The organism is Arthrobacter sp. MAHUQ-56 (genome assembly GCF_019710585.1).
Classification (GTDB): Bacteria; Actinomycetota; Actinomycetes; order Actinomycetales; family Micrococcaceae; genus Arthrobacter.
This window is the reverse complement of sequence record NZ_JAIFZQ010000019.1, coordinates 32,237-44,742: the sequence shown is the minus strand read 5'-3', so window position 1 is coordinate 44,742 and position 12,506 is coordinate 32,237. Positions and strand designations below refer to the sequence as shown.

General features: G+C 59.8%; 11 protein-coding genes. 5 read left to right on the top strand and 6 right to left on the bottom strand.

Annotation, left to right across the window (positions count from 1 at the left end; genetic code table 11):
• Position 1 precedes the first annotated feature (1 nt).
• The 3 genes from K4G53_RS12290 to K4G53_RS12280 all read right to left on the bottom strand — a co-directional run bounded on the left by K4G53_RS12290 (position 2) and on the right by K4G53_RS12280 (position 4,141).
• Positions 2-1,135 carry a Gfo/Idh/MocA family protein gene (locus tag K4G53_RS12290; protein WP_221386007.1) on the bottom strand — a complete coding sequence of 378 codons (1,134 nt, stop codon included), beginning with the start codon at positions 1,133-1,135 and terminating at the stop codon, positions 2-4.
• Positions 1,136-1,456: 321 nt separating this feature from the next.
• Positions 1,457-2,698, bottom strand: coding sequence for an aminopeptidase P family protein (locus K4G53_RS12285; protein ID WP_221385992.1), 1,242 nt, complete (start codon positions 2,696-2,698; stop codon positions 1,457-1,459).
• 180 nt (positions 2,699-2,878) lie between these two features.
• Positions 2,879-4,141 (bottom strand): Gfo/Idh/MocA family protein, encoded by a 1,263-nt coding sequence (locus K4G53_RS12280; RefSeq protein ID WP_260323581.1) that lies wholly within the window; start codon positions 4,139-4,141, stop codon positions 2,879-2,881.
• Between the two features lie 544 nt (positions 4,142-4,685).
• On the opposite strand from K4G53_RS12280, the gene K4G53_RS12275 reads away from it, so the two are divergent.
• Genes K4G53_RS12275 through K4G53_RS12265 form a run of 3 tightly spaced genes read left to right on the top strand, consistent with a single transcriptional unit; the run spans position 4,686 to position 6,542 of the window.
• A complete protein-coding gene (locus tag K4G53_RS12275) occupies positions 4,686-5,549 on the top strand; it encodes an aspartate/glutamate racemase family protein (protein WP_221385990.1) in 864 nt (287 codons plus the stop codon).
• Between the two features lie 22 nt (positions 5,550-5,571).
• Entirely contained in the window at positions 5,572-6,048 is a 477-nt protein-coding gene (locus K4G53_RS12270) for a hypothetical protein (protein ID WP_221385989.1), read from the top strand.
• Between the two features lie 44 nt (positions 6,049-6,092).
• The gene (locus K4G53_RS12265; protein ID WP_221385988.1) at positions 6,093-6,542 is read left to right on the top strand and encodes a cupin domain-containing protein; all 450 of its coding nucleotides are present in this window, start codon (positions 6,093-6,095) and stop codon (positions 6,540-6,542) included.
• Between the two features lie 301 nt (positions 6,543-6,843).
• On the opposite strand, the gene K4G53_RS12260 is transcribed toward K4G53_RS12265, so the two are convergent.
• On the bottom strand, positions 6,844-8,019 hold the full coding sequence (locus K4G53_RS12260; RefSeq protein ID WP_221385987.1) for a flavin reductase: 1,176 nt from the start codon (positions 8,017-8,019) through the stop codon (positions 6,844-6,846).
• A 267-nt stretch (positions 8,020-8,286) separates the two neighbouring features.
• Here K4G53_RS12260 and K4G53_RS12255 point away from each other — a divergent pair, with 267 nt between their 5' ends.
• Complete coding sequence (locus K4G53_RS12255) at positions 8,287-9,390, top strand: LLM class flavin-dependent oxidoreductase (protein WP_221385986.1); 1,104 nt, start codon at positions 8,287-8,289, stop codon at positions 9,388-9,390.
• 152 nt (positions 9,391-9,542) lie between these two features.
• Positions 9,543-9,953 (top strand): carboxymuconolactone decarboxylase family protein, encoded by a 411-nt coding sequence (locus K4G53_RS12250; protein ID WP_221385985.1) that lies wholly within the window; start codon positions 9,543-9,545, stop codon positions 9,951-9,953.
• Positions 9,954-10,034: 81 nt separating this feature from the next.
• Here K4G53_RS12250 and K4G53_RS12245 read toward each other — a convergent pair whose 3' ends face one another.
• Both K4G53_RS12245 and K4G53_RS12240 read right to left on the bottom strand, forming a co-directional pair.
• The gene (locus K4G53_RS12245) at positions 10,035-11,084 is read right to left on the bottom strand and encodes a LacI family DNA-binding transcriptional regulator (RefSeq protein ID WP_221385984.1); all 1,050 of its coding nucleotides are present in this window, start codon (positions 11,082-11,084) and stop codon (positions 10,035-10,037) included.
• A 110-nt stretch (positions 11,085-11,194) separates the two neighbouring features.
• Complete coding sequence (locus K4G53_RS12240; RefSeq protein WP_221385983.1) at positions 11,195-12,484, bottom strand: CdaR family transcriptional regulator; 1,290 nt, start codon at positions 12,482-12,484, stop codon at positions 11,195-11,197.
• Positions 12,485-12,506 lie beyond the last annotated feature (22 nt).

Below are 12,506 nucleotides of genomic sequence, written 5' to 3'. Positions count from 1 at the left end.
GTCAGGCTCCTCGAGTAGCGAAAACGGGCGTGTCAACGGGCGTAAGGGAACTCCTGTCAGCGGCCGAGGTTTCGATCGCGCTCAGGACACGTTGGATCTGCAGGCCGTCTTCGAACGAGGGCGACGGTGCCTTGCCTGAGCCGATGGCGGTCAGGAAGTCCCGGATTTGATGCGTGAATGTGTGTTCCCAGCCGATGATGTGGCCCTGCGGCCACCACGCCGCCAGGTAGGGATGTTCGGGTTCATTGACCAGGATCCTGCGGAAGCCCTGCTCCCGGACGGGCACGGTGGCGTCCAGGAAATCCAGCTCGTTCAGATTCTCCAGATCGAACGTAAGTGCTCCCTTCGTGCCATAAACCTCGATCTGCAGAGAGTTCTTCTGACCGGTCGCCACGCGGGACGCCTCTATGGAAGCGCCGATGTTACCCGTCAGACCCAGCGTTGCCCATACAGCGTCATCCACCGTGACTTTTTCCGGACCCCTCGGGCCCGGCCGTTCCGTGACAAACGTTCTCAGCGTTCCAGTTACTTCTGCAACCCTTCCACCCGTAAGGTACTGGATCTGGTCAATAGCGTGGCTGGCGATATCACCAAGGGCCCCAGAACCGGCAGATTCCTTCCGCAACCGCCACGTCATCGGTGACCCGGCGTCGGCAAGCCAGTCCTGCAAATACGCGGCCCGGACATGGCGGACGGTACCGAGCCGGCCCTCAGCGATCAGCTCTTTGGCCAGCGCGAGGGCCGGGATCCGGCGGTAATTAAACCCGATCATCGACTGCACACCCCGGGAACGTGCCCTCGCAGCCACGGCAGTCATCGCTTCTGCCTCGGCAACAGTGTTCGCGAGCGGTTTTTCAACCAGCACGTGTTTACCAGCCTCAAGCGCCGCGATGGCAATCTCGGCATGCATCCACCCCGGGGCACAAATATCGACCACATGAATGTCATCCCGGGCTATCACCGACCGCCAGTCCGTGGCAGACTCTGCCCACCCATACCTGTCCGCAGCTTCAGCCACGTGCTCCGCATGCCGCCCAACGAGGACCTTCTGTTCAAAGGCCGGTACATCAAAAAAGCTGGCCACATTCCGCCACGCGTTCGAATGCGCCTTACCCATAAAGGCATAACCGACCATGGCCACCCCGAACGTGGCCGGGGCTGCGTGGGAGGAATCTGGAATGGAGATCAAAGAGGCTCCTAAAGTAGTGGGGGAAGGGTGTCGATGCGTTGCCGATCCGGAAGGGTGCTGTCACCCAGCCTGATGCCTTGCACCGGACTAGGGCACGCGCGTGGGATGTGTGCTCCGGGACTTGCATGATTACGACGTTCTGGGGACGTGCAACTCTGGAGCGCGCAGCCAAAAATACTGGCGGGATCGACCAACCGCTGCGTGCCATCATGAGAGGCACATTGATCTGAACTCCAGGGTGCCACCTATTTCAGCAGGGACTTGCTGTCAGGCGTGCACGAACCGCATCTCGGTCGGCAATGAGTTCAGTTCCACGCACCCGTCCTCGCTTACATACATATTGCCGCCGATGTTCACGCGGGAACGGCCAATCGAGGCGTTTGCTTCGACTTGAAACAGCATCCCTGGCTTAAGAATGACGTCCGGGTGATCGATGGGACGCTCGAACACATCCTTGAACTTGCTCGTAATGCTGACATCAATGTCCTGGGAGACTCTGCTGACTAGCTGGAGGGGCGATTGGCTGTGAATCTGAGGGGTTAGCTGCCAGGCCCCTGCCGGCTCCAGAGGGGCACTCATCGCCAGAGCCAGCTCCTCAAAACGAATTCCGGGCCGCATTGTTGCCAAAGCCTGTTCATAGCATTCTCGGGCGATCTTCGCCGCACGGATATAGGATTCGTCGACGTCCCCAACGCCGATACACATCTGCGCCGATGCTTCAACGTTGCCGACCGTTGCAAAGAGTTCGGAAAGAATAACATCACCGTTCTCGATGGTGCGGGGCTTTTGAGGCCGGGCCAGCCAGCGTGGACGGGCCCAGCTCAGGTTTCCTTTTCCGCTGTGGAAGTTCATGGGCGTAGCGTTTACGCCGCGCCGATAAATTTCGCCCATGACTGCGGCGTAGATATCCGCTTCGTTGGCTCCCACCTTTGTTTCTTCAAGCATCACCTGGCAAGCGGCCTCTGCCACGCCAGCTACATAATGGTGAAGAACGAGTTCATCGTCGCTCTTCACCATCCACCGCAGAACGAACTGTTCGACAAGTTCAACGAATTCCGCGTCAGGGAGTGCCTCCTGAAGCTTTGCCCACATGGGCGCCGGGGTCCAACCATGGGGATTGAGGTGCGTGCCACCCAAGACACCGATAGTTCCGATCCGGCCCTTTTCCAGGCCCTTCTCCTTAAGGATCGCCGCAATGGAGGGCACCCCGGGGTGGAATCGCATGTCGCGAACCCACGACTCTTCATCCCATTCGTGGGCTTGCAACCAACCACCGGCCACAAAGCCTCCCCGCTGAATGGCGGTGGGCTCGCCTATCCTCGGAAATATGACTGTGGATCCGGGAGAGTCGTTGGTGATGTAGGTATCAGGACCGTCGAATCCAGTGGGCGGAACAAGAAGACAATCGACGTCGTTCTCTTCCATCAGCTCACGCAACATGTTCCACCGACGGTCACGCTCGCGTGTGGTGAGCGTGGGGATTTCACGGGCTGTATCTAGCAACTTCATCAAAACGTCCTTCGCGTTGTGTGCCGCGGATTCATTCATCCTTCGCGACCGTGAATGGCCAATCGAGGGGATGCGCCAGGTTGGAAAGCCAGAACGGCCTCCGAAAGCCAAGGCGCTACAGGCCAGCAGTAGACCGGCATAGTAATCCTTTACTACGCCAGTAAAGTGCCTGTCCCCTTGTTAGTCAAGACTCCCCTTGTGATCAAGCGCAGTTGCCCAGAACTGCCGGCGAAGGTAGCCGTCGACCACCTGCAATTCGTTCTTCGACAGCCGGGGATGCGTCATTTCAACCTGCCGGCGCAGCACATTAAGTAACCCGTCAGGGATGGCGGGCCGGAAGATGCGGGCCAGCTCAAAGTCCTCAATTTCGGCGGCCTCCCGCCACTTCCGCGCCGCTTCCGCGGCAATCCGCTCGGAACTGTGCTGCAGCGGATTCTCTTCCGGGGGAATGGCGCCAACGACCGCCCTGATCTTGTCTGACATCATGAGTGTCTCCAACACGTCATCGGCAGGATGCATTGGCGATTCCGGCTGTTGGTCGGCTACCAGTTGAGCGAAGTGGGTGAACTGATACACGCGTCCGTCCCCAGCCCTAAGCCCGAACGGGCCAATGTGGCGGGTACATCCGTCGCGACGGATGTATCCCATTTCCGTAGGCATATAGAACCTCCCCCGGAGCTCGAGTCGGGCGTCAGTTCCGACGATCGTGGCCGTAGTAGGCGATTGGGCTTCCAAGGTCGTCCCCAGGACGCCCATCGCGTTCCGGTACTGCAGAATGGCGTTCACGGTCGCATCCACACCTGTTGAGGTAAGTGTTCCTACCGCGGCGATCTGCGTTGTGTAACCGAGCACCATTTGCATGAATGAAAGGGGGTAGATGCCCAGGTCGAGCATTGCACCGCCCGCGAGCGAAGGGGCGAACAGCCGACTGTTCGGATTGAACTCGAAGTATTGCCCGTGGTCCGCTGATACGTTTACGATGCGTCCGAAATGGCCGTCCCTCAGAAGTTGCTTGATTACAGCCGCCTGAGGAAGGAAGCGCATCCACATCGCTTCCATCACCAGGACTCCGGCGTCGCGGCCTGCAGCGAAGACGGTCCTGGCTTCATGTGCGTTGCGAGCCAACGGTTTCTCGATCAGGACATGTTTTCCTGAAGCAATAGCCAGGAGGGCATGCTCCGCATGAAAGCTGTGGGGCGAGGCGATGTAGACGGCGTCGACGTCCTTATCAGCGACGAGCCGAGCATAGGATGAATAGGCCCTCTCGATCCCATGCTGCGATCTGAACTGTTCTGCACGTTCAGTCGATCGGGAACCGACGGCAATAACCCGCTGCCGACTTAGGCGGTGGAGGCTGTTCACCACCCTGCCTGCAATGTCTCCTGGGGCCAGCACCCCCCATCTGAGTGCTGGCCCTGATTTCGGATCAGGGATTACGGGCATCGGAAAGTGCAGGGTATTTGTCATTCAGGGGCCCTCTGAATCTTTCTCTGATGCATCACCAGTGCTGATGCCGGGTCGAAATAAGCGTCATAATCGCCGCAGACACAGCTTCCAGCCGTCCGCTGGCGATGCGCCCGTGGGCGGGTTGAAGAGGTGGCGTTCGAATACGCATGGAGACGGAGAGGTTGACCGCCACGCCTGGTCTATCAAAACGTACAGGCATTGTAATCACAGAACCCTCTAGCGGGCAGTGTAGTAATGCATTACTATCGTTGTGGACGCACTCGCCGGACGGCTTCAACCGCGGAGGCCTGACGGCCAGACGCGGACCGCGCCCGGCCTGTCAACTGGGTCATCTGACCACCTGCCCTGTGTAGTGCAGACCGTCAGTTTCTTTCTGAATCCCTGGCCCTTAATGAAGAGGAGCACGCGTGGCGAACAGCCAAAACACCAAATACGGGGTCGACCTCGTCACCCCGTCCAACTTGCCCTGCTGGGGCGTGAAGTCCGTGCACTTGGCTACGACGTTGGCGTCGGTGAACTCATGAGCCAGTCAAAGTACCGTTTTGTCTTCATTCAGCCATTCGCCATCGACAGCGAGAGTGAATTTCTTACCTGGACTGTCGAAGGTGAGAAGGAACAGCTGCTGATGAACTACGAGAATCTGGGCCTTGGCCGCTATCTCGAGGGTGTGGACTGGGATTTCCATCCGGGTCCGAGGGCGCCGTATGGCGACTGGCCCGTGGAAAACCGGGAGGAATTTGCGCTGGTCGCAGCAGCGCGATTGGCGATCGTTAAGGAGGCGTGCGAGTCCGGGCGCTACAACGGCATCATGCTGCTTGGAGGCGGCGAACCCGGCGCCCTGGAAGCCAGGGAGATCGGCAAACGCTACAACATCCCCGTGACGTCGTGCGCCACCGCCCAATTCCAAGTGGCATCAATGGTGGGCCAGAAGTTCTCTATCATCGACCTTGCCGAGAGCCACGCCATGTATTACCGGAACCTGGTGACCCAGGCAGGTATGGAGAACCGGTTTGCCTCGATGCGGTTAATCCCTTACCCCTTGGGCCGTCCCGGTTATGACGATCAGGCCGACTCGCTGCCCGTACACAAGGCTCGCGCGCTCCGTGGCGAAGACTCCTCAGCGGTGAAGGCGGCAGTCGATGCCGCCGAGGCGGCGATTCTCGAAGACGGGGCGCAGGTCATCACCTTCGGTTGCTCCGGGACATTTTGGCTGCAGCCCTTCGTCAAGGCTGGCCTCTTGGAACGCGGATGGGACGTCCCGGTGCTCGAGGGATACTCGGCAGCGTTTACGCAGCTAAAACTCCTCGTTGACCTCGGTCTCGACGCCAGCTCCCTCATGTTCCCCGCCGACCGCCCAATGCGGTCCCGCGACAAAATTCTCTAGATCCCAAAAGAAAGGTATAACAATGCGCAGCAAGATTCAGGTCCCGCCGGAGAAGCGCGAACTCGACTCCTCGTTTGAACAGGGGTTCGGTATCGACTTCATGGTCAGCGGCAGCACCACCGGCTCGAAGAACATCGTCATGGGCTACACACTCATGCCCCCGGGTTCCCGCAACCAGGCCCACGTGCACAACAACGTCGAGGTGATCTGGTACCTGCTTAGTGGTCACAACACCCATCTTTCCGGTTCGGAAGAAACCAACGACTTCAAGTCCACCGACTGCGACCCGGGAACCTTCGGATACGTCGGCAAGGGCGAGATCCACGTCGGCATCAACCGCAGCGACACCGATTTTGGCGAAGTCATCTTTTGCTATGCCGGCGTCAACGAAAAAGACAATGCCGGCACCGTGTGGGTCGACCCGCCGTCGGTCGTTGTCGATCACCTGGCGCAGCGCGGCATCACGCTCGACTCGCTGGACATGGAAGCAAAGAGCTGACAAACGGTCCGCTCGATAGAAGAAACCGCTAAAAGGAGCACATTATGGGCCTGACCAAGGTCATTGACCGAAAAAACACCGTTAAGACTGACGACTACTGGCCGGGATTCCGGTCGGAGATCATTGCGTCCGCCGAGGAATGCCAGTCGCAGGACTTGTTCTACGTTGACGCAACCATCGAACCCGGGACCGAAACCGAGCTCCAGGTGCACGATACCGAAATCGCTCTCTTCGTCGCACGAGGCACGGTGCTGCTTGTCCTCGTTTCGGAAGACGGTGCCGAGTCGGAGTCCTACGTCTGCACGAAGGGCGCCAGCGGCTACGTGTCACCCGGCGAAGCATTCCTTGCCCGCAACATTGGCCAGGATGAAGCAGAAATTCTGATGGCGCACCAGGGCGCAAATACTCAGGAAACCGCCAAGGGGCGCAAAGTCGCTGTGCCGGCGCACGCCCAGGAGAAGATCGACCAGGAGCTCTCCAAGGTGTCCGTCTAACAGGGCGTCCAAAGCCGATGTGATGCACAGTAGCGGGGTTGCCACCCAGCATCACATCGGCTCTGCTCGTCAACTAAGTGGTCGAGGGTCCTGCTCACCCCCATTCTGTTCAATGCTGACCAGACATAGCGAGCCGGGCCCTCGACATTTTGGCTTAATACGGCAATAAAAATGCTAAGCAGTGAGTCCCCCGTCGAATAGTCCCAACAGCAATGCCCACAGCCTAAAGGGCTGTGGGCATTGCTGTTTAGGACCGAAACGGGGCCCGCGGGGGACTTATATCTCAGGTGACCGGGCTTAGTCACACATGGGGAATATGCAGGGACTCAAGGACTTCGCGTGCCCGCGCCTTGGCCGCGACGTTATAGTCTCGCGTCGCTTGTCGGGCACCGGCAAGGTCCCTCCGGCCCAAGGCGTCCAAGAGCCTGGCCTGGATCGACAGGAAACGCTCCGAGGACTCTGCCGTTGAACCGAAGCTCCGCTGCATTGCCGCTCGCACCTGCAGTCCGGCGTACGCTGCCATGACGCGCGCGTTGGCGGCCAAGGAGACGACACCGGAATGGAAAGCATTGTTGGCATCGAGGTAGCGTTCGAAGTCAACAAACGTGTTCGCGATCAGGAACCTCGACATTTCATCCCAATTCGACTGCAATGCCGCGATCTGGTCGTCCGAGATAGTCTCGGCCCCCAGTTCGAGCGCTGCAAGCTCCAGGGCGCAGCGTGCGTCAAAGGTCATGTCGGCTGCCGTCGCGCTGAATGGCTCAACGATGAATGAATCCTGTTCTCCCCTCGACATGAGGCCATCGGAAAGCATCCGCGTGAGGGCGAAATAGCAGGCCGCATGGTCCAGCCCTGATTCCCTTGCGAGGTCTTCGGCCGTGAGCGACTTACCTGCCAGGTATTCTCCGCGGATGATCCGGGAACGGACCCATTCGAGGGCATGCTCGTCCCGTTCTTGCTGGAATTTGCCAAATCCACCACGATAGTAGGCCAGCGGCATCCCGGGTGAGGCTGAAGCGGCCTGGACGCGCCCTAGAAACACGGTATGAGTTCCGGCCTGCACGGTCTCGGCGACGTCGCAGACGATATAGGCGAGTGAGTCCGAAAGGACAGGGATATCGTCGAAGGATTCAGCCAAGGACACTCCGGCGAACTTATCCTCGCTGGGGCGTGCAAATTGTAGTGCCAGATCTCCTTGGCCAGCTCCCAGGATATTGACGGCGAAGCGTCCCGTTTCGGCCACCACAGACGTGGTTGGGGCAGACCTGTTCAAGCAGGCAAGGATCATGGGCGGCTCCAGAGAAAGTGAAGTCACGGAGCTTGCCGTCATTCCGTGCCGGCCCTCAGTGTCCTGTGTTGTCACCACCGTCACTCCGCTCGGCAAGTGCCCCACAACAAAGCGGAACTCCTCGCCGGTCAGTGGCGGCAGAGCTCCTGCCTGGGTCTGCGTTTCGGGCTTGTCTACCCCTGCTGTCATCGCATGTCCTCCGGATTTCGTGGGCGATCGGTCTCGGCTCCGATCCTCAACGAGTCAAAGGTATAAGCGCGCTGAACAGCACCGCTTCTGTCTTAGCGGCAATACTTTCCGGACGAATTGACGGAATCCGACACAGTCGCGTTCCGGACGCGGGGCGGTTCACAGGTTGCGGACCTGGCGCCGGCCGCGATTGGACCTTTCCGCCAGTGCGTGCCCGGCGCAGACGCGATTTGATCTAAGAGTTCGGCGCTGAGCGCGACAAGCACCATGAAAGGAACCATCGTGCGACTGGGTTATTTCGCGATGCCTATGCATCCTTCCGACCGGCCATGGCAGGATACTTTGGCGGAAGATCAGGAAGCTGTCATCCTTGCGGATCAACTCGGCTTCCATGATGCTTTCATCGGAGAGCACCTGACTGACAGGTTCGAGACCATCACTAACAGCATGCTGTTTCTTGCAACGCTGATTGACCGCACGAAACAGATCAAACTTGGAACGGGTACGACCAACCTTTCGCATCAGCATCCGGCGCTCGTGGCTGTCAACGCCGCCATGTTCGATCACCTATCGAATGGTCGCTTTATTCTCGGAGTCAGCCCCGGTGCTCTCCCTTCCGACGCCGAACTGCTTGGCATCCTGGAGGAAGACCGAAACGGCATGTTCGCGGACGCCGTCGAGGTCATTGTCAAGCTGTGGGAGTCCGACCCGCCATATGACATCGAGGCCGGTCGTTTTTCTGTTTCGACGCGACGGACGATCGATAAGGATCTCGGGGTCGGCGTTGTCGCCCGGCCGCTGCAGACGCCACGACCGGAGATTGTGGGTACTGTCGTCGCACCATATTCCAAGGGCGTCATCGCCATGGGGGAGAAGGACTTTCACCCTCTGTCCGCCAACTTCCTGCTGCCCGCCTGGGTGGCCACGCATTGGCCCAACTACGTCCAGGGACGTGCGCAGCTGGGCGCGACGGCGGACACCAGCGATTGGCGGGTTGCACGAACAATCTTCGTTGCGGACGATGAGGCCACCGCCCGCGCCTACGGCAAGGACGACCCCCGGAGTCCCTATCGCGCCTACTACAGTCAGATGCTGCAGAAGATGACAAAGATTGGACGTCTTGAATTATTCAAATCCGATCGTAACCAGCCTGACGAGTCCGTGACGCTCGAAAAGGTCTTGGACGACTTGGTAATCGTCGGTACTGCTGAGTCGGTCGCGGAGCAGATCCTTGGCCTCGTCGAAGCAACCGGAGAATTTGGCGAACTGGTCTACGCAGGCCTGGATTGGGTTGACCCCAAGCTTGCGCGCAGGAGCATGGAACTCATGTCCTCGGTTGTGATGCCTATGGTGAATGCGGGCTTGAAATAGTGTCGCAGGAAACAACCTCTCAGGTCCGCATCGGGATGCCGGAGCGTAAGAACTGGTCCGATGCCCAATCTGAAGCCGCGGCGTCGGTGGCCAGTGGACCCAGGGGGGCCTTGTACGGTCCCTTCAAGCCTCTCCTGCATTCTCCCGGCCTGATGGGCCCACTGCAGGACACGGGGGCATACCTTCGATACGGCAGCGAGCTGCCACGTCGGTATTTCGAGTATGTCGTCCTGCTGGTGGCAGCGCACTGGGACCAGCCGTTTGAGTGGGCACATCATGAGCCCCTGGCCCGCGCTGCCGGGGTCACAGACGAAGACGTGCGTTCCGCCCGGGCGGGTACCCAACCGGCATCTGACGATCTTGTTCCACTACACGACATGGTTACCGAATTGCTCCGCACTGGACGCGTCTCCTCCCACCGGTTCGCGCCGGTCGAATCGCTGCTGTCTTCGAGCAAACTGATCGACCTTCTCGGAACTGTGGGCTACTACACGTCACTGGCACTGATCATGAATGTGGCGGACGCACCGGTCACAGCCGGGCCAAGCGGGTCGACCCCCTAGCTAGGGGCTTGGTGGGGCGCGCATGCTGGTCATGGAACCCTAGTGTGCGCGCCCCTGGCCGTTGCAGGGCTGAGTGTTAGGTCAGCGACCTGTAGTGGACTGGCGCACGACTAGATCAACGCCCAGAATCGTCCGCTGAGGAACTGCTTCCCCGTCGATAAGCTGCATCAGCAGGGACATCGCGGTGGAACCCATCTCATGCGTTGGAAGGGCTATGGTTGTTAGCGAAGGGCGCAGGAAACGGGCGGTCACAATATCGTCGTAACCCATCACCGCAAGGTCATTCGGTACGCCGAGTCCCATATCCGCGGCCGCTGCCATGGCACCGATGGCCATGGCATCATTTGAAGCAATGATCGCCGTCGGCGGAGACTTTCGTTTGAGAAGTTTCTTGGCGGCGGCGTAGCCGCCTTCCGCGGAGAAGTCCGATTCAACGACGGATGTTGCCCGGCTGGTGAGGCCAAACTCTTTCAGCACCTCCAAGGCGCCGGCCAGACGATCAGCCGACGCAGTCGCGGTGGCAGGACCTGTAATGGCCCCGAGCCGACGGTGACCCAGTTCCAGGATGTGTCGTGTGGCCAGCTGCCCTGCGGCGCGGTTGTCTGACTCAACGCTGGGGAACACAGAATTCGAATACCGTCCAACAACGATGGTCCGCATCCGGAATGGCCCGATGGCACCCAGCGCCCGATCCGGATCGAGCCCGCCTCCGGCCAGAATGATACCGTCTACACGTTTGCTCGCCATCTGGTCCAGATAGGAAGCCAGCCTGTCCGGCTCGTTATCCGTGCTGCAAAACTGCACGGAGTAGCCGTTTGCTGCTGCCGTTTCCTCTACACCGCGCACGATGTCTGGATGATGTGGGTTGGAGAGGTCAGGGACAACCACTCCAACGGTAAAGGTTCGCTCCTGGAGAAGACTCCGGGCCAGGTCGTTGGGCGAATATCCGAGCCGGCTGACAGCCTCCAGGACCCTCGCCCTCGCGGCTGCAGATACCGGATATCCTTTGTTGCTGGTGACTCGAGATACTGTCGCCGTGGAGACGTTGGCTTCCCGGGCCACGTCCCTCACAGTTGCTTGACGTGGACGCTCGCCAAGATCGTCGCCTCCGGCAACGGCAGTGGTTTCCACCGCATACGTCCTGCGGGGCTGGAGATTTGCCTTTGCAGCCCGTGTCCTGCCGGTGACCTTATTGGCACCCCCGGGCCTCTGGGCCGAAGTAGTCATCGAAGCACCATATCCTATCCTTGTTCCCTTCTGACCATTCGCAGCAGGCGGAGGGCCACCCGGAGTTCGGTACGTCTGGTCTGCCAAGGCTGGCCCAGAAGGTCGTCGATGCGCTTGAGCCGGTTGCGTACCGTGTGTTCGTGGACTCCCAGCTTTTCAGCCGTCGAGACGTGGCTGTTCAGGTCCAGCCACAGGGCTAGGGTCTGCCGCAAGCGCTCAGCTTCCGGCGTCGGCTCACTGAGAGGGCCAAGTTCGGCCGCGACGAAGCCAGCGGCAGCCGGTACATCTCGTAGGAGCAGGATTTCAAGCGCTACGTTCTCATAGGACAAAAGCCGCGGAGCGTCATTATCTTGCCAGCCCTCCCTGACGGATTCCACAGCGATGGCTTCGCGGTAGGCCTGACGGAATCCTTCCATTCCTTGGTGTGCTCGGCTGAATGAGGCCATGACGCTGGCACCCTGCAGCGCTTCGACCAGTTTCCCCTGCTGCTTCTGGGACCAGGCCCGCGGGTACCCCGCCCACATTGTGACCGACTGCAGAGACCTCGGCTGCACCAACGTCTGGATCCCGGGCAATTGCTTGCGAAGAGCCTCGCGTATGCTGCCACAATCTGCCTCTTTGGTAGAGGGAAGGATGATTGCGACGTGGTTTGCCTGCAATGGATAACCTAGGATGGCCGCGTCGGAAGGGGGGATAGCCTGCGTTGCTTCTGCCAGCAGGTCGCGGACGATCCGTTGTCTCAAGTGCCCCCGGGACTGACTGAGCAAGTCATAATCACTCGCGTAAATGTCCGCCACCTCCGAGGCCACTTGATCCTGATAGGCGAATATCAGCACTGACAGGTCGCATTGCGCAGCCAGCGCATCGTCGCGTTCTACGTTCAGCCGTTTCGCGGCTGCGTCAAGCCGTGCGCTCCAAGCTGACCATATCTGAAAAAAGGCAACCCGATAGGAGCGTTGCAGCAACGTCTGCGGAATTACCAGCTTCGCCTGAACTGTGGCGAAGGCATGCACATGGTCCCGCGGACTGGTCCCCAACCCCGCTGTCCCCGTCAAGAGCTGGCGAATAGCTGAGAGGTTCTGCCAAACGCTCGCCCTCAGCGCCAACACAAACTCGTCGTCTCGGCGGTAACGCCCAAAGACTGCGGTCAGGCAGGCCGAAACAACCCCCTCGGCCAACTGACCCAGATCAATCTCCCCGGCGGCTTCCGCAGCCCATGGAGGCAAATCCGGCCGATCGGAGATCAGACGGGCGGCCGGCGTGGGTACCGTGCCACGCGACCCAGGATGGCTGGCATCAAGCATCGGGTCCAGGTGACCAAAGCTC